This window comes from Leucobacter salsicius M1-8, from assembly GCF_000350525.1.
Lineage (GTDB): Bacteria > Actinomycetota > Actinomycetes > Actinomycetales > Microbacteriaceae > Leucobacter > Leucobacter salsicius.
On the sequence record NZ_AOCN01000012.1, the window covers coordinates 94,214 to 112,002 of the forward strand.

General features: G+C 66.3%; 15 protein-coding genes. 6 read left to right on the forward strand and 9 right to left on the reverse strand.

Annotated features, from left to right (window positions below):
- The first annotated feature begins 24 nt into the window (after positions 1–24).
- Entirely contained in the window at positions 25–1,101 is a 1,077-nt protein-coding gene (locus C795_RS0104400) for a glycosyltransferase family 4 protein (protein ID WP_083879131.1), read from the forward strand.
- A gap of 2 nt (positions 1,102–1,103) precedes the next feature.
- On the opposite strand, the gene C795_RS15200 is transcribed toward C795_RS0104400, so the two are convergent.
- The 7 genes from C795_RS15200 to C795_RS0104435 form a co-directional block, all read right to left on the reverse strand.
- On the reverse strand, positions 1,104–4,295 hold the full coding sequence (locus C795_RS15200; RefSeq protein WP_017792548.1) for a right-handed parallel beta-helix repeat-containing protein: 3,192 nt from the start codon (positions 4,293–4,295) through the stop codon (positions 1,104–1,106).
- Positions 4,296–4,424: 129 nt separating this feature from the next.
- Positions 4,425–5,831, reverse strand: coding sequence for a sugar nucleotide-binding protein (locus C795_RS0104410; protein ID WP_017792549.1), 1,407 nt, complete (start codon positions 5,829–5,831; stop codon positions 4,425–4,427).
- A 2-nt stretch (positions 5,832–5,833) separates the two neighbouring features.
- Positions 5,834–6,835: a dTDP-glucose 4,6-dehydratase gene (rfbB, locus tag C795_RS0104415; RefSeq protein ID WP_017792550.1), complete on the reverse strand. Its 1,002-nt coding sequence runs from the start codon at positions 6,833–6,835 to the stop codon at positions 5,834–5,836.
- Positions 6,832–7,719: a glucose-1-phosphate thymidylyltransferase RfbA gene (gene rfbA, locus C795_RS0104420; protein ID WP_017792551.1), complete on the reverse strand. Its 888-nt coding sequence runs from the start codon at positions 7,717–7,719 to the stop codon at positions 6,832–6,834. The genes rfbB and rfbA overlap by 4 nt, the downstream gene beginning before the upstream one ends.
- Positions 7,720–7,897: 178 nt before the next feature.
- Positions 7,898–8,296 carry a hypothetical protein gene (locus tag C795_RS0104425; protein ID WP_017792552.1) on the reverse strand — a complete coding sequence of 133 codons (399 nt, stop codon included), beginning with the start codon at positions 8,294–8,296 and terminating at the stop codon, positions 7,898–7,900.
- 16 nt (positions 8,297–8,312) lie between these two features.
- Positions 8,313–8,633, reverse strand: coding sequence for a thiamine-binding protein (locus tag C795_RS0104430; protein ID WP_017792553.1), 321 nt, complete (start codon positions 8,631–8,633; stop codon positions 8,313–8,315).
- Positions 8,634–8,801: 168 nt separating this feature from the next.
- Positions 8,802–10,244 (reverse strand): DHA2 family efflux MFS transporter permease subunit, encoded by a 1,443-nt coding sequence (locus tag C795_RS0104435; RefSeq protein WP_017792554.1) that lies wholly within the window; start codon positions 10,242–10,244, stop codon positions 8,802–8,804.
- Positions 10,245–10,440: 196 nt separating this feature from the next.
- Between C795_RS0104435 and C795_RS15205 the strand changes: the two genes are divergently transcribed.
- Complete coding sequence (locus C795_RS15205; protein WP_017792555.1) at positions 10,441–11,769, forward strand: NADPH:quinone reductase; 1,329 nt, start codon at positions 10,441–10,443, stop codon at positions 11,767–11,769.
- A gap of 107 nt (positions 11,770–11,876) precedes the next feature.
- On the opposite strand, the gene C795_RS0104445 is transcribed toward C795_RS15205, so the two are convergent.
- Entirely contained in the window at positions 11,877–12,980 is a 1,104-nt protein-coding gene (locus tag C795_RS0104445; protein ID WP_017792556.1) for an ABC transporter permease, read from the reverse strand.
- On the reverse strand, positions 12,977–13,903 hold the full coding sequence (locus C795_RS0104450; RefSeq protein WP_017792557.1) for an ABC transporter ATP-binding protein: 927 nt from the start codon (positions 13,901–13,903) through the stop codon (positions 12,977–12,979). The genes C795_RS0104445 and C795_RS0104450 overlap by 4 nt, the downstream gene beginning before the upstream one ends.
- A gap of 166 nt (positions 13,904–14,069) precedes the next feature.
- On the opposite strand from C795_RS0104450, the gene C795_RS15215 reads away from it, so the two are divergent.
- From C795_RS15215 to C795_RS0104470, 4 genes are all read left to right on the forward strand, one after another.
- Positions 14,070–15,470, forward strand: a complete 1,401-nt coding sequence (locus tag C795_RS15215) for a sensor histidine kinase (RefSeq protein WP_232225431.1) — start codon at positions 14,070–14,072, stop codon at positions 15,468–15,470.
- Entirely contained in the window at positions 15,467–16,177 is a 711-nt protein-coding gene (locus C795_RS0104460) for a response regulator (protein ID WP_017792559.1), read from the forward strand. The genes C795_RS15215 and C795_RS0104460 overlap by 4 nt, the downstream gene beginning before the upstream one ends.
- Positions 16,178–16,469: 292 nt before the next feature.
- Positions 16,470–16,598 (forward strand): hypothetical protein, encoded by a 129-nt coding sequence (locus C795_RS17680; RefSeq protein ID WP_017792560.1) that lies wholly within the window; start codon positions 16,470–16,472, stop codon positions 16,596–16,598.
- 54 nt (positions 16,599–16,652) lie between these two features.
- The gene (locus C795_RS0104470; RefSeq protein WP_026139448.1) at positions 16,653–17,789 is read left to right on the forward strand and encodes a sigma-70 family RNA polymerase sigma factor; all 1,137 of its coding nucleotides are present in this window, start codon (positions 16,653–16,655) and stop codon (positions 17,787–17,789) included.

Here is a 17,789-nt window from a genome sequence, read left to right on the forward strand (position 1 = left end):
GGGGACCTCTTTGGCTCTGATCGAATGTTTCTCGAGAGCATAGTCGGGCTCAGAAGCGCTGGCCACAACGTCGTAGTCGCGTTGCCAGCCACCGGCCCGATGGTGCCTGAACTCCACGCAATTGGAGCACGCGTCGTCGTGCTACCCATGCTCGTGCTCAGGCGGGCCCACCTCCGCCCTTCTGGTTGGGGCATACTTGCGCGCGACGGAATTCGTGGTTTCGTGGCGGCTCACAGGCTGTTGAGAAAGCTACACCCATCCGCAGTCTATGTGAGCACGATCACGCTTCCCCACTGGCCGGTTGCAGCCAGATTGCACCGGGCACACGTCGTCGCCCACGTGCACGAGGCCGAGGGCTACGTGCACCGATTGGTCAATGCCGCCGCATATTTGCCGCTTGCGGCCGCTCATACCGTGATCGTCAATAGTGACTATTCGAAACATGTGCTCGGCGAGAGCCTCCCCCCGTTGCGGGATCGGGCTCAAGTCATTCTTAACGGGGTCGCCAGCCCAGACGACCCGATGCCACCGCGCGAGGCAATTACCGGGGCACTGCGCGTCTGCTATGTCGGTCGGCTCTCCCCTCGCAAGGGTCCGGATCTGGTCCTCAAGGCTGCCCGCATCCTCGCGCTGAACAACAGTCCTGTGCAGATCACACTCGTCGGATCGGTGTTTGCGGGCAATGAATGGTACGAACAGGAGCTTCGTGACCTCGCGGCCGAGCTCCCTGAAGGCGCCTCTGTCACGTTTGCAGGATTCGCGCCCAATATCTGGCCGCATCTCGCTGGAGCCGATGTCGCTGTCGTCCCGTCACGCCTTGACGAGTCGTTTGGCAATACTGCTGTCGAGGGGGTGCTCGCGCTTCGCCCAGTGGTCGCAAGCGACCTCTCGGGGCTGCGGGAAGCAGTAGGCCGGTACTCGACCGCCTACCTCGTCGCCCCCGATGACGAGTATGAACTCGTCGCTGCACTCAGGCAGGTGCGCACCAACTGGTCGAGTCTGCACGAGCGCGTGGCGGCCGAGCGCATTCAAGCTCTCAACCGCCACGCACCCGCCAGCTACCGCGCTTCAATCAGTCGCGCTGTGACCGGCATTACCTGACGCTAGCGTGACTGCGCGCCAAGCACGCTGCTGCCCTGTGCCAGGTGCGTTGCCGAGGCAATATTGGCGGGCACGCTGCGCGCCACCGCCGCCTGATCCTTTACATACGCGCTTTGCAGTGCATAGTTGCTCGTCGTGAGCGCACCACCCTCAACGAGGCGCGAGCGCTTCTCCTGCCCCGTCGAGGAGCGGAACAGGTCCAGCGTGTTGGTCACGGTCGGATTGCCAGCCGCTCCAGTCGACCAGACGCCAAACCACTTCGGGGCATTGGCGTTGGCACGCTGGTACAGGTTGCCATCCGTCCACGACACCATGCGATTGGCGGTGAACTCGCGCGAGAAGTCCTCCACGCACATCAGGCAGTTTCCAGAGGAAGAACCGACCACGTTGTTCGCTACGACAGTATTGCGTGTGATCCACGGCATGGTGAGGTCGGGCTTTGGCTGCCTGGGGTCGTGGCCCGCAGCAGACAGGTCAGACGCTCGACGACGGTCCTGCGTGATGTTGATGTTGCGACTGTTACCGACGGCCGTGTTGTTCCACACCTGAACGTTGCCGGTGTTGATCACATAGATGCCCGCGAGAGCATTGTCGGCCACAATGTTGTCTGCGACGATGGCCGTATCTGACAGTTCCAGGACGAGGCCATTGCCCGTATTTCCAATGACATCATTTCCGGTGAACCGAATGTTGTAGACCGATTCGTCGAACCAGGGGCCTTGACCAAGGTTGTCCACGAAGGCCGAGTCGACCACAGAGACGTTGCGCGAACGTCCGACCTTGAACGCCCCTGACACGGGCGCACGGTTAAACCGCTCCGTATTGTTACCAGAGGACAGCACGCGCTCGAGCTTGAGGCCATCGGCTGTAGCCGCGCCTCCGCCCAGCAATCCATTGTCAATCATCGAAACGCGACGCAGCGTCGTGTTGGGGCTCCATGTGTAGAACCCTGTCGTCGCGTTGTCTTGGATTGTCACGTCGGTGAACGTGACATTTGCCGCGGCGGCGATGACCGCTCCCATGTCAGGCACACTGGGCGCGTACCGCTTCACACCGATACCACGCACCTCGGAGTTGTCTGACCGAACCGAAAGCGCCTGCACGAGCGAGCTTGCTTCCACACGCTTCCCGGTCGGGTTGCTGCCAATAACCATCTCATCCCGGGCGTCATCCACAAAGAACGTCCCCTTCGTGACCTTGCTGCGCGAAGTAACCTCGGTCAGCTTCACACCTCCGACCCAAACCTGATCGGGGTGGGCGGCCATTGGATACTCGGGGTTCACAAACTGCCAACCAGGCTGCGTGCTGTCAGGTTTGCCTCGCACAAAGGTGGGGCTGTCATCCAGTTCCAGGGTCCAGCCCGACTTCACCCAGGTTGTACCGGAGGCTACCCAGCCGACCACCGGGGCTGCGCCGTCGAGCCACACAGCTTCGTTGGGATACGGCTGAACCGTCACGCGCTTCTGCGGCGGCACCAGCACCTCCTCGTGGTAAGAGCCCGCGCGAAGCACGATGGTGCCACCATTGCGCACCTTGCGCAGCGCAGCGGTGATTGTTTTCAAGGGTGCCGCTTGGCTGCCCGCGAATACGTCGTTTCCTGCAGGAGCAACAAAGACCGCGCCCGCAGGCACCGGGTAGCTGAGCGTTCCTGGTGCCGCAGCACCGGGATTTCCCCGCAGTCCAGTCTCGGGACCTGGCTCTGGCTCTGGCTTGGGCTCAGGCTCGGGCGCCGTCGGGATCTCAGGCAGGTTGTCGGTCCCGCTGACTCGCAGCGCGTCGATCATCAGCGGCGCGACCTCTGTTCCGTTGGAGGTGTACAGCGACAGCCTGGCGCTACCCGCCACAGCACCGCTGGTGCTTGCGGCGGTGACACTCCAGGTGGCGGGCTCGTCGTCAGTTGCCAACCAGGCCGATGCCGCGAGCGAGGTCTGAGTGTCTCCCCGCACGGCGGTGCGCACACGCAGGGTGTCACCTGCGCGAACGGCCGAGTCGAGGCGGACCGATTTCAGCACCGTTGAGGTGGTGAGGCCGCTGGTTTCGACAAGCGCGAGGTCGACCGCACCGTTCGGCTGAATCTGCAACTGGGCGCCCACAGCGCCGGCATCGGTGGCGCGAAGCCCCGACGTCAGGTACAGTCCGCTTCCGCCCTTCGGGAGAGCAGGAACCTTCACTTCAAAGCGCAGTTGGGCATCAGCGAGCGAGAGTCCCGCAGCCGTCACGACACTGGTTCGACCTGGGGCGGGGCTTGCGATGGAGGCACCGTTCGTGCCCACTGACAGCACCGCCGCCGGAGTTGATTCCCACGTTGCACCGGAGTCCGAGGTGCCCCAGCTACCGGAGACCTCGCGCGCAAAATCATCGCTCAGTTTAGCTTTGTCGGCCTCGGGCCAGGGCTTGGCCTCGGGCTCGGGGTCAGGATTAGGCTCGGGGTTGGGCGTCGGTTCGGTTGCTTGATCCGGTGCGCCAGCGCGCACTGAGAGCAGATTGACCGTTGTTGCCGGGGCGGCAGATGAACTGTAGGCCGACCATGAAACGTTCCCCGCTCCGCTGAGTGCGGGCGTTACCTGGTCAGTGAGCTCGAGCTGCCACTCCGGGGCCGAAGCAGCAGGGTTCCACACCCGAGCGTGCAGCGCTACCGCGCCGGTGCCCACGGCCTTGACCTCGAGAACGGCGTCGGCCTGCACGTCGAGCGAGACGGTGCGCTCCTGCAGTACCCGCGTTTGGGCCCCCTCGGTACGCGTCAGCGCGAGTTCGACCTGACCGTTGGTCAGCGCGCGAACGCGCGCCGCATACGAGGAGTCACCGGTGTCGCGCACTAGTGAGCTGAAGTACACTCCGCTTCCCTCAGTGGGGATCGTGGGGATCCGAAATGCTGTGCGAACCTGAGTGTCACTGAGAGACGCGCCATTCCAGGCCATGTTTGCCGTGCGTCCTGCGCCAGCTGGTTGCAGCACCGCGGCGCCGCCGGAGGCAGACGAGACGGCCGCCGAGTTTGCGATGTACGCTCCCGAGGCGGGGTCGCCCCAGCCGCTTACTGCGGAACGGTCAAACTCATCGGACAAGACCAGCCCGGGGGCTGCCTGCGCCGGAGCAACAACTACTCCCGTGAGCAGCAACGAGAGCAGCGCAATTACTGCGATGAGGATTGAACGTGAGCGTGAAAGATAGTGCGGGTAAGAGGCGCTTGCGGCCATACAGTTGAGGATTCCTAGCGTGAACGTATTACCCACGGCCGCAATTACTCACGGCAGCGGCTGATATCCCCTGAAACTCGCGCTAGCCTAACCCGATTTCACCTCCCAAAGTAACCTCGCTGCGTACATTCACAGTTTGCCGACGCCCACCAGATACTCCGAAAGCGCCGTCTCGACGGCCCGCGGTACAAACCCCGTTGCGGCCAGTTTGTCGAGCGCGAGAACGCTGTTGGCTGGCCGAGGGGCGGCTTCTTTGCCCGCGAAATACTGCGCGGTACTCACGCCCGCAATTCGATCCGGATCATGGCCCAGCTCAGCAAACACGCGTCGCGCGATGTCGGCCCACGAGGCCGCATCGCCCCCGCTCGTGAGGTTATAAACTCCATGCTCGGGGCGCTGCCTGAGCAGGTGCACGATGCCCGCGGCGATGTCTTTAGTGAAGCTGAGACGCCCGACCTGGTCGTTCACGACCGAGGGGTCGACGCCGCGCTCTGCGAGCCGCGCCATGGTGCGCACGAAGTTGTCGCCGTCGCCGATCACCCAGCTGGTGCGCACGATGTAGTGGTTCGGCACGGTGGCCACGAGCGCGTCGCCCGCGGCCTTGGTCTGGCCGTAGACGCCGAGCGGGGCAACCCGATCCTGCTCCGTGTAGGGGCCCGGTCTCGTGCCGTCGAAGACGTAGTCGCTCGAGACGTGCACGAGCGTGATCCGATGACGGGACACGTGGCTGACGAGCCGCGCGAGGCCCGTCACGTTGGCATCCCAGCAGTCGGTTCGGCCCGCCGCGGTCTCGGCGAGGTCGACCGCCGTGTAGGCGGCGGCGTTGATCACCGTGTCGTAGTCGCCCCAGCGCACGCGGTCGAGGCTCGTCTCGTCACCAAGGTCGATGCGCGCGCGGTCGGCAAAGTCGGCCTGCGGCAGTGCGCCACGAAGCGCGCGACCCACCTGCCCGCCCGCCCCGAGCACGAGGGTGCGCTTGGCTGGCATGGGCGTCACGCCTGCCAGCCGGGGGTGTGCCAGGTCCTTTTCAGAGCGCTCGGCCTGCTCGAGCGGGATCGGCCAGTCGATAGCGGCGGTCTCGTCGGCGAGATTCAAGAAGGTGTAGGCGCCCTGAGACTCGGCCGACCAGTGGTCATTGACGAGGTAGACGTAGGCGGTGTTGTCCTCAAGCGTTTGGTACGCGTTGCCGACGCCGCGCGGCACGAAGATGGCCGAGGACGGGTCGAGCTCGGCGGTGAACACGGTGCCGAAACTGGGGCCCTCGCGCAGGTCCACCCAGGCACCAAAGATGCGTCCGGTCGCCACCGAGACGTACTTGTCCCAGGGCTCGGCGTGGATGCCACGAGTGGCGCCGCGCTTGTCGTTGAAGGAGATGTTGTTTTGCACCGGCCCGAAATCAGGCAGTCCGAGGGCCACCATCTTCTCGCGCTGCCAGTTCTCCTTGAACCAGCCGCGATTGTCGCCGTGCACCGGCAGGTCGAGCAGCATCAGCCCCGGAATTGTGGTCTCGCGCACCGCAAGCGATTTCGCTTCCACGGCTACCTCCCCAGCTCTAAGTACCTAGCCTCGGTGGCCGCCTTCTGCGGCCGCCACCACGCCTCGTTTGCGCGATACCAGTCGATCGTCCGCTGCAGCCCCCGGTCAAAGTCCTGCAAAGCGGGGCGCCAGCCCAGCTCCTCGCGCAGCTTGGTGCTGTCGATCGCGTAGCGCAGGTCGTGGCCGGGCCGGTCGGTGACGTGGTCGTAGGCGTCCGCGGGCTCCCCCATGGCCGTGAGAATCGCCTCGAGCACCGCCCGATTGTTTCGCTCGCCGTCGGCTCCGATGAGATAGGTCTCGCCGATCCGGCCCCGCTCAATGATGCGCAGGACCGCCGAGGAATGATCATCGGCATGGATCCAGTCGCGTACGTTGGTGCCCGCGCCGTAGAGCTTGGGCCGATCCCCACAAAGAACATTGGTGATCTGGCGCGGAATGAACTTCTCGACGTGCTGGCGCGGCCCGTAGTTATTGGAGCAGTTCGAGAGGGTCGCCTCCACCCCGAACGAGCGCACCCAGGCGCGCACGAGCAGGTCACTGCCCGCCTTCGTCGCACTGTACGGCGACGAAGGGTTGTAGGGCGTGTGCTCAGTGAAGCGCTCGGGGTTGTCGAACGCGAGGTCACCGTAGACCTCGTCGGTCGAAATGTGGTGGTAGCGCGTGCCGTGCCGCCGCACCGCCTCGAGCAGTGTGTAGCTGCCAATGATGTTGGTGTCGAGGAACGGGTGCGGGTCGTGCAGCGAGTTGTCGTTGTGCGACTCGGCCGCGTAGTGCACGACGACGTCGGACTCCGCCACGAGCCGGTCGACCAGACCCGCGTCGCAGATGTCACCTCGCACCACGGTGACGCGCTCTACCGGGAGGCCCGCGAGCGAGGCCTCGTTGCCCGCATAGGTGAACTTGTCGAGCACGGTCACCATGTCATCGGTGTGCGCGACCAGATAGTGCACGAAATTTGAACCGATGAACCCGGCACCGCCGGTCACGAGCACCCGGCGGCTCATGCCCGGCCGCCTTCGATCCGGCCGCCGTCGAGCAGGCCGATCAGGTAGTTGCCGTAGCCGCTCTTCACGAGCGGTGCGGCGAGCGCCTCGAGCTGTGCGTCATCGATCCAACCGTTGCGCCAGGCCAACTCCTCCACGCAGCCGATCTTGAGGCCCTGCCGCTCCTCAATGACCCGCACGTAGTCGGAGGCCTGCATCATGGCGTCGAAGGTGCCGGTGTCGAGCCAGGCGGTGCCGCGTTCGAGCACCTGCACGTGCAACTTGCCCGCGCGCAGGTAGGCGTCGTTGACCGACGAGATCTCGAGCTCGCCCCGAGCGCTCGGGGTGATGGTCTTCGCAATCTCCACGACATCGGAATCGTAGAAGTACAGCCCCGGCACCGCGAAGTTGCTCTTGGGTTCGGTCGGTTTCTCCTCGATCGACAGTGCGGTCCCGTCGCTGTCGAACTCGACGACGCCATACGCGCGGGGGTTGGCGACGTGGTACGCGAAGATTCTCGCGCCGTCGATCTCGGCGTGCTCTTGCAGTGCCGTTCCGAGCCCCGTGCCGTGAAACAGGTTGTCGCCGAGCACAAGCGCGGCGCTCTCGCCCCCGATGAAGTCCTCGCCGATGATGAAAGCCTGCGCGAGCCCGTCGGGGGACGGCTGCACGGCGTACTCGAGCCGCATGCCCCATGCCGATCCGTCACCGAGCAATGCTTTGAACTGCGCGTTGTGTTCGGGGGTAGTGATGATCAGTACCTCGCGAATGCCCGCCGCCATGAGCGTCGAGAGCGGGTAGAACACCATCGGCTTGTCGTACACGGGCATCAGTTGCTTCGAGGTGCCCCGGGTGATCGGCCACAGTCGGGTCCCGGAGCCTCCCGCAAGAATGATTCCGCGCACGTCGCACCTCACTTCTGGCGCACCGCAGCTCGGGCCACAGAAGCCCGCACCAGGTCGCCATTGAACTGGATGCTTCTGATCCTCTCACGACAGCGTGGAGTTCGTGCAAGATTTAGCGCATGCTTCGCTTCGCGGTCCGCGGCGCCACTGCACCGCTACCCCTCGGTGTCGTGAGTGCTTAGACCGCAGCGCGAATCTTCTCGCCGAGCTTCTGCGCGACCTTCTTGTTCTTTGCGCCGTCGAGCAGTGCTTTCGGGCGGCCCGGCATGTTTGCCATGTAGATGGCAACGTGGGATCCCTGGGGCGTCTCGGTGATCTCGATGCCGGTCGCGAGTTCCCAGCTCAGCCAGGTCTTCTTGGTGATCACCGCGAACTGCAGCTGGTCGTCGCTCACGCCGGCCACGGTGTGGCCGAGCTCTGCGATGACGCGCTGCACGGCTGCGCTCGCCTGCGTGACCGACACCGGCAGATCCAGCTCAGCCCCCGCTTCGGTGTTCACGAAGCTAAAGGACGGGGCGAGCGCAGCACCGTACTGATCGACGAAACGAGAGTTGAGGAGCATATCGAAGACTGGCATGCACCCCAGCGTACGCTCAGGCGTCGTCGATGGCTTGTTCGAGCCGCTCGAGTTTGCCGTCAATCTCGCCGGTAAACCCTGGGCGAATATCAGCCTTCATCACGAGCGAAACGCGAGCGCCAAACGGCATGACGGCCTCGGTAGCGCGCTTGACGACGTCGAAGACCTCGTCCCATTCGCCCTCGATCTCGGTGAACATCGACGAGGTGCGGTGCGGCAGGCCCGACTCGCGCACGACCTTCACGGCCTCGGCGACCGCGTCAGACACGGACCCGTCGGCGCGCTCGGCACGCCCCGGTACGGCGCCGCTCGGGGCAACAGAGAACGCAAGAATCATGTGGGGTCCTTTCGAAGAAGCTCCGGATCGCCCCAGTCTACGCAGCCGCCGCTTGGCGGCCCGCTCCCAGTCTCACCCGCTCCACAGATAGGAAACTCCGTACGGCTTAGAGGACCCTAAGCCGTACGGAGTTTCCCATCTGCAAGTGGGTGTGGCCGAGGCAGCGGCCTACGGGTTGACCCGCACCGGCCCGGTGTCAGACTTCACGGGGCGCTTGCCAAACAGCAGCGAGACGACGATGCCCAGCCCGATAACCGCGAGCGGCAGGATCAGCGAGTGGGCCATGGCAGTCGAGAAGCCCTCGCGCAGCGGCGCGGGCAGCGCACCGACCTTGCCCGACCCCATCTCCCCCATCGTCGCGGCCTTCACACCGAACTGGACGGTGAGCAGCGCTGCCATCAGCACCGTGATGGCAGCTGAACCGAGTACCGCACCCACCTGGCGGCTGGTGTTGTAGACGCCTGATCCGGCGCCCGCAAGCTCAGGAGCCAACCCGAACGTCGTGATCGAGGCGAGCGGCCCCCACATGAAGGCGTTGCCGAGGCCGAGCACCGCGCTGGCGACGAGCAGCAGCCAGATCGACGCGTCGGGGCGCATCAGCACGAGGTACATGGCGAGACCCACGCCCACCAGCGCCATGCCAAGCGTGGCGACGCGGCGCGGTTCGCCGCGGTCGATGAACAGCCCGACGGGGCGGGCGAGCGCGATCGACAGCACCGCCATGGGCGCGAGCATCAGCGCCGATTCCGTGGGCGTGAGGCCGAGCACAAGCTGGAAGTAGAACATCATGGGCAGGCTCTGCGCGGTGACCGCGAAGCCGACGGTCACGATGGCGGCGGTGCCGACCGAGAAGTTGCGGTCGCGGAAGACACGCAGCGGAATCAGCGGCTCGCCCTTCTGCTTCCACTGCCACAGCACAAACAGCGTGAGGAGCACGACGCCGGCTACGATCAGCATCGGCACCGTGATGGGGCCCGCGATCGTGCCCCAGTCGTAGCTCTCGCCCTCCTGGATGCCAAACACCAGCAGCAGCATGCCGATGCCGCTCAGCGCGACGCCGAGCCAGTCGAAGCGGTGCGCGCTGGTGGGCAGCTTGGGCACGTACTTCAGGGCGAGCACGAAGGCGATCACACCGACGGGAATGTTCACGAAGAAGATCCACTCCCAGCCGCCCGCGTCGATCAGGAAGCCGCCCAGGATCGGGCCGACGAGCGTCGCAACGCCCGCCGTGACGCCCCAGATCGCCATCGCTGAGCCGCGCTCGCGGGGCGCGAAGATGCGCGTGATCACGGCCATGGTCTGCGGCGTGAGCATCGCGGCTCCGAGGCCCTGGGCGACGCGCGCGCCAATGAGCACCTCGATGTTGGGCGCCATGCCGCATGCGAGCGAGGCGAGCGTGAACACCACGAGGCCGATCAGGTACAACCGGCGCGGGCCGAAGCGATCGCCGAGGCGCCCGGTGATAAGCAGCGGCACGGCGTACGCGAGCAGATAGGCGCTCGTCGCCCACAGCGTCGCAGTCATCGTCGTCTCGAGGCCCTGCATGATCGACGGGTTGGCGACCGACACGATCGTCGTATCGACGAGGATCATGAAGAAGCCCAGCACCATCGACCACAGTGCCGCCCAGGGCCGGATCTGACTGCTGGCTGGGGTGCTGCGCTCGTTACTCACTCGGTTAGCCTACGCGCTTTGATCCGGATCGGGCCGCGCGTGGGCGCTGCCGGCGCTGGCCCGCGTGCCGGGTTTTGTGAGCCGAAGCCTGCTTTCTGGCATGTCGGTGCGCCGACGGGCGTATGTTGAACACATGACTACCCTCAACGCTGAGCACATGCGGGCCGCCTATATTCGCGAGACGGGCCCGGTCGATTCGATCGTCGTGGGTGACCTTCCAATTCCACGACCCGGCCCAGGAAGCGTGCTCGTGCACAACTCGGTCATGGCCGTGAACCACGTCGACACGTTTATTCGCGCGGGCGCCTACGCGACGCCACTGCCCGCTGGCGTTCCCTTCGTCGTGGGCCGCGACCTCGCGGGCACCGTGGTCGAGGTGGGCTCCGGGGTGACCGGCTTCGCGGTCGGCGACGCCGTGTGGTGCAACAGCATGGGGCACGACGGCCGGCAGGGGTCGTTCAGTGACTACTCGGTCGTGCCTGCCGACCGGCTGTACCCCCTGCCCGCCGGGGTGACGCCCGAGACAGTGATGTCGGTCGCGCACACGGGTGCGACCGCCTATCTCGGGCTGGTGCGCGAGGCCGGGCTGCGGATCGGCGAGACGGTGTTCATCGGCGGCGCGGCTGGCGGCGTCGGATCGGCCGCCGTACAACTGGCCCGAGCCGCCGGTGCGCGCGTGCTCGCCTCGTGCGCGCCGCACGACGCCGAGTGGGTGCGTTCGTGCGGCGCCGACGAGGTTTTCGACCGCACCGACCCGGCACTGCTCGAGCGGGTGTACGCCTCGGCCTCCTCGGGCATTGACGTGTGGTGGGACACCACTGGCCGACTCGATCTCACGGCGGTGCTGCCGCTCGTGCGTCGGGGCGGACGGGTCGTCGTCACGGCGGGTGCAACCGGCCCGGGCTTCACGTTGACGCCCGCGTCGTTCTACACCAGAGACATCCAGCTGCGAGGCTTTGCCCTCAGCAACGCATCGGTCGCAAACCTGGCCGAGGCCGCCGCATCCCTCAACGCCCTACTGACTCGCGGCGGGTTCAAGAGCCGCGTCGCGAAGGTACTCTCGCTCGAGGAGGCCGCGAGCGCCCACAGGCTCATGGAGTCGCACGCGGCTCCGGGCAAGCTGCTGGTGAAGCCGGGCACCGCACGCCCGAAGCCGCACGCACCCGGTGCTGGGGTTGGGGCTGGAGTTGGGGCTGGGGCCGCAGGTGCGGCTGCGCGCGGCGCTAGTTCAGGCGCCGTACCAGCTGCTCGACCGGCACCGCACGCGAAGCCGCACGCCGGATCAGCGCAGCGCACCGATCCGGCACCAAAACCGGCAGCGCCTAAGCCTGCAGCACCCAAACCAGCAGCACATCAGTCGGCAGCACCTCAGTCAGCAGCACCTCAGTCAGCTCCGACCGCCTCTCCCAATCCCGCAGAGCCCAAGCCGGCCCCAAAACCCGCACCCAAACCAGCTCCCTAGCTCTCAACGCGCTTCGACTCCATATCGAAATGACGAGGGGACACGGTAATCGCGCGATTACCGTGTCCCCTCGTCATTTGGGTATCCCTAGTGCGGGGACCCCCGGGTTACCCCTTGAGCGCCTCGCCGAGCTTCACGCGCGATCCGGTGCGCAGGATCGAGCCCTCGTAGATGCGCGCCCCGATTCCCCACACCAGGGCGATCGAGACCGCCAGCACACCCATCGACAGCACGGGCTCCCACCAAGCTGCAGTGCCGAGATAGAGCCGCATCGGCATGCCGACGGGCGCCGAGAACGGCACGTAGCTCATGATCGCGAGCGCGGTCGGGTTGTTGTAGAACACGATCACGCCGAGGTACGGCAGCATCACGAGCATCATGACGGGGCTCGTGACCGAGCCGATGTCCTCCTGCCGCGACACGAGCGAGGCGAGCGCCGCATACAGCGCCGCCAGCAGCACGAACCCGAACGCGAAGAGCACGCCGAACCAGATGAGGGCCGTGCCCAGTTCGCCAAGCAGCAGGTCTTGCCCCGTCGCGAGCATGCCCACCGCGGCGAGCCCGGCGATCGCGACGACCTGGGCCAGCGCGAGGATGCTGTTGCCGAGGATCTTGCCCGCGAGGATCGTGCGGGCGGGCACCGTGGCAAGCAGAATCTCGACGATGCGCGTCTGCTTCTCCTCGACAACGCTCTGCGCAATCGTCGTGCCGAACGTCATCGCGCTCATCATGAACACGATGCCAAATGCGATCGCGATGATGTATGCGAGAAACGGGCTCTCGGTCGTGGGGGCGAGCAGTTCAAGAGTCGGCGAAGCCGACAGCGCCTGCACGACCTCCATGGGCGGGGAATCCTTCGCCAGCACCGTCAGATCGACGGGCGTATCGCCCCCGGGCACCACCGCGGCTTCGACGTCGCCGTCAAGCACGAGTTGCTCGGCGGCCGCGCGATCCGGCACCTGCGTCACCTCAAAGCCCGCGGCCTCGAGCGGGTCGGCGACGGTGCCCACTGCGGCGACCTGCGTGGGGCCGCCTATGCCGCCGGCCTTCGCGATGAATCCGCTCGCGAGGACTCCCGCGAGCACCAGGAAGAGCAGGATGCCCGTCGAGATGAGAAAGGCTTTCGACCGCAGGCGCGTGGTGATCTCGCGCTCAGCGACGATCCAGGTGGCCTGCGCGGGCGAGAGCTGGGTGTGGGATGCGGTGCTCATCGGACTACCTCCTGGAAGATCTGGGCGAGGGACGGGGTTTCTTGACCGAAGCGACGCACGGTCGTTCCGGATCCGCCGGCCTCGGCGGGCTGGGAGCCCAGGGCGACCGCGGCCGCGAGCACCCGCTGCGCGGCCTCCGCGGTTTCGGCGTCGAAGCGGGCGATCCCCCCATCAAGGTGGGTGACAGTCACGCCGGGCTGCTGGCGCACCCAGCCGGCGTCGGCTGCGGGGCCCGCGAGCTCGAGCGCGAAGCTGAGGCCCGCGTGGTCGGCTCGCAGCTGCTCGCGTGATCCGGCGGCGAGGATCTTGCCGCCGCCGATCACGACGACGTCGTCGCAGAGGCGCTCGACGATATCGAGCTGATGTGAGGAGAACAGGACCGGGGCGCCTTGTGCCGCGTAGTCACGCAGCACCCCGAGCACGACCTCGACCGCCATCGGGTCGAGGCCCGAGAACGGCTCGTCGAGCACAAGCGCCGCCGGCTCGTGTACGAGCGCCGCCGCGATCTGTGCGCGCTGCTGGTTGCCAAGCGACAGGCTCTCGAGCGTGTCGCTCGCGCGCTCGGTGAGGCCGAGTCGGTCAATGAGGCCCTCGGCCGAGGCTTTGGCGGCGGCCGGGGCCATTCCGTGCAGGCGGCCCAGGTAGACGAGCTGCTCGAGCACCTTCATTTTGGGGTACAGCCCGCGCTCCTCAGGCATGTAACCAATACGTGCGCGATCTGCTGCCGTGATCGAGGCCCCCTCGAATGCGATGCTGCCCGAGTCGGCGGCGAGCACTCCCAACAGAATGCGCATCGTGGTGGTCTTGCCCGCGCCGTTGCCGCCGACGAACCCGGTCATGCGCCCGCTCTCGACGCCAAACGTGACGTTGTCGAGCACGCGTCGGCTGCCAAAAGTGCGGCTGATGCCCTGAATCTCGATCATGGATGTTCCCTTCGTTCCCTCTAGCTTGGCGGAGCGCACGGGGGCCACGCCTCCCCCTCTCGGGGGAATTCGGGCGGCCGATCCGGTGCGGTGTAATCGCGCACGCCGCTCCGGATCCCCCTCACGGAGGAGGCGATCGTGGTGGCCGGTCACTACGCTGAATCTCATGATGACTCTCGCGGCAGCACCGCACTCGGGGCGGCCGGGACGGCCACAGCGACCGAGCCCAGCAGGGCGGTGGGCGAGGCCGCGGGCAAACCGGGAGGCGCTGCAATTCGACCTCGTGCTGGCCCTCGTGCTCGCGCTCTCGGCAACCACAACCTCGCTGTTGTACGCCCGCGCGAGCATCTACCCCGAGTTGGCGCCCGCGTGGGTGTGGGTTGTGGGGCTCGGACTGGTCACTCTGCCGCTCGCTGTGCGGAGGGTGTGGCCAGTACCTGTCGCGGTGCTCTCGGCGGTGGGGTTCTTCATCTGCGGGCAGTTCGCGGTGCCCGAGTTGCTCATCACCAACATCGGCTTGTTCATCGCGCTGTACACGGTCGGCGCTTGGGAGCCCCGGCGCAGCCTCGCGTTCTGGGCCAGGTTTGGCATCAGCACAGCGATGGTGTTGTGGCTCACCGTGTCGCTCATCGTTGCATCGTCGAACGCCGACGCACTGCCCGGCGTCTCTCGGAGCGGCTTGTTCTCGGCGTTCGCCACGTACGCGGTCATTCAGATCATCACGAATCTGGTGTACTTTGGCGGCGCGTTCTTCTTTGGTAACCGCTCATGGCAGTCGGCGAGGATGCGCGCGCAGCTTGAGGCGCAGGGCCGCGAGCTCGAACTTGAGCGGCGCACGAGCGCCGAGCAGGCGGTCGCACTCGATCGCATCGCAATCGCCCGCGAGCTGCACGACGTCGTCGCACATCACGTGTCAGTGATGGGCATCCAGGCGGCTGCCGCACGACGGTTGGTGGCACAGTACGCCACCACGGCAGGCCCCGTCGAAAGCGATGCCTCCCCGCTGTCCCGCGCCCAAGCCGCCCTCGAGGTCGTCGAAACGAGCGCGGAGCAGGCGATCGCCGAGCTGCACGGGCTCGTGGGTACGCTGCGGGCCCCGGATCCCGCCGATGCCGCTACAACGCTCGGAATCGCCCAGCTCCCCGCGCTGACCTCTTCCTCGACCAGTGCGGGGGTGCCCACCACCCTGATCGTGGTGGGCGAGGCCCGCCCGGTACCGCTGCTCGTCGACGTCGCGCTCTACCGCACAACGCAGGAGGCCCTCACGAACGTGCGCAAGCACGCCGGTGGTGGCGCTGAGGCCACCGTGCGGCTGCGGTTCGAGGCAGACGCGGTCGAGCTCGAAGTGGGCGATACCGGCTTCGCGCAGCGATTTGTGGCCAGCAGCACGGGCAACGGTTCGGGGCTCGGGCTGCGCGGCATGCGCGAGCGAGTGGGCGCAGTCGGCGGCACGGTCGAAGCGCAGCGCCGCGAGCACGGCGGATTCCTGGTGCGAGCTAGAATCCCGCTGGCTCACGCCTCCCCCAACACCGTTACCGACACCGCCATTCAGGAGGCCCGCCCATGATCCGGGTACTACTCGTCGACGACCAGGCGCTCGTGCGCTCGGGCTTTCGCATCATCCTCGAAACGGAGCCCGACATCGAGGTCGTGGGCGAGGCTGGCGACGGCGTCGCAGCCATCGAGCTCGCGAAGTCCCTCGCCCCCGATGTGATCTGTATGGACGTCGAGATGCCCCGGCTGAACGGCATTGAGGCCTCGCGCCGCATTCTGGCGGCTACCCCTCACTCCTCCGTACTGATCCTCACGACGTTCGGTCACGAGGAGTACCTGTTCGACGCCCTCGCCGCCGGCGTCAGCGGCTTTCTCGTGAAAACCGCCCGTGCCGAACAGCTCATCGACGCGGTCCACACGCTCGCCGCCGGCGGCGCGCTCCTCGGCACGGATGTCACCCGGGCGGTCATGGAGCGGGCCACGCGCCCCGCAGGTGCGATGTATTCGGGCGATGCCGCGGCCGCGGCTCCTGTCGATTCGGGCGATGCCGGATCCGGATCAACACAAAACCCAGACCCGTTTGTCGCCGTGGGACTCACGGAGCGTGAGCGTGACGTGCTGCGGCAGCTCGCGACGGGCGCGTCGAACGCCGAGATTGCGGCCGCGTTGTTTGTGGGCGAGGCCACCGTGAAGACCCACGTGTCCAACGTGCTGCAAAAGCTAGGCGTACGTGACCGCATTCAGGCGGTCGTGTGGGCGCACACGCGCGGCGCGGCCTAGCGATCAATCCCCAAAATAAGGTGAAGTCCGGAATGTGCCATTTGGGGGGGAGTGCACACGCCGGACTTCACATAAGGCCCAAGACCGCAGGCAGTTGCCGCGCTTTCTTGGTTCCGGAAGCTAAGAGGCCGTTCTGCCCAGAATGTGACGCGGCTCCCCCAAAATCGGATTCCCGGGCGTGTCACGCGCAGCGCTGACCTCGCTCCCTGCCAGCAATCATTGACGCGCTGCCCTGGCCCCGCATAGCGCCCTCACTGCCGATATGACGCCCCCTGATGCTACGATTCGGGGCATGAGTGGTCCCGCTGTATCAAGCCCTCAGTCGAGCGACGGCGCACACAATCTCACTGATGCGGCCCTCTGCAATGAGGTGCGAAACGGTGAGGCCTGGCCCCTCGGTGAGCTCTGGGTGCGGCACTAAGACCTGGCCCTTGCCTGGGCGCTCAAGAAGGACGACTCGCTGGGCGAGGACGTTGTGGCCGAGTCGTTTGACCTCGTTTTCCAGGCGCTGCTCAAGGGTGGCGGCCCGACCGAGGCATTTAAGCCCTACCTGTTTCGCACCATGAATGCCCAGTTCGGGCGCCACTGGAAGTCCCGGCAGCGCAACCAGCAGCTGACCGACACCGAGGTTGAAGACCCCGACTTCGTGGGGGCCGCCGACCGCATTGATTCTGATGAGCAGCGGGGCGCTGCGGCACAGGCGTTGCGCTCCCTCCCCGAGCGGTGGCAGCAGGTCATCGTTGCCGTCGACGTCGAAGGTCGGTCGGTGCAGGAGGTAGCCGAGAGCTTTGGCCTCACCCCCAATTCGGCGTCGGTGCTGCTCAAGCGCGCCCGCGAGGGCCTGCGCAAGGCCTGGCTGAGTGTGATGCATCCCGCGCGCAACCTCCCCGAGGAGTGCACCCGCAGCGTGTCACGATTTGGCGAACTGCGCTGGGGTAAGAAGGACACCCCTGCGCGACTCGAGGCTCGAGCGCACATTGACGGCTGTGATCGTTGCGACGCACGTTGGGTGCAGTTCAGGGACCAAGCCGTCATCGTCGGGCTCGTGAGCGCGGGCATTCTGGCGCTGGGCGCCGGTGCTCACAGGCGAGTCACGGTGCCAGCTGTCGCAGCCGTTGGCGCGGCGGCGCTTGCGCTATCGGCCACCGCGCTGATCGCTCCCCTGCTCGGGGCCGATCTCTTCCCTGACTCATCGAACGCGGATCGGCAGCCACCGGCTGCCCCGCTCGATGCTTCTGCAGTACCCCGGCCTGAGGGAGGCAACGGGACCACCCCAGACGGGTCGCAGAGCCAGCCGCACAACGCCGCGGGTGCAGCGGCGTCGGCGCCAAGTCAGGCCGACGGCACCGGGGCTCGCACTGCTGACGGCAGCACCGGATCCAATTCCTCGGGCACCAACGCATCGAACGGCGCGGGCGCTCGCACCAACGGAAACGTTTTGGGGAACGTCTCGAGCCAAGCGTCAAGCACGAGCAGTGCCGATGGTGGCGCGAGCAGCGCCGCCAGCAGCAACGCCGATGCCGACGGCACTTCCGAGGCCAGCAACGTGCTCTACTTCGGCGATTGGACCGACTGGTGCGAGGCCAAGCAGTCATTCACCAAGGACTGCTAA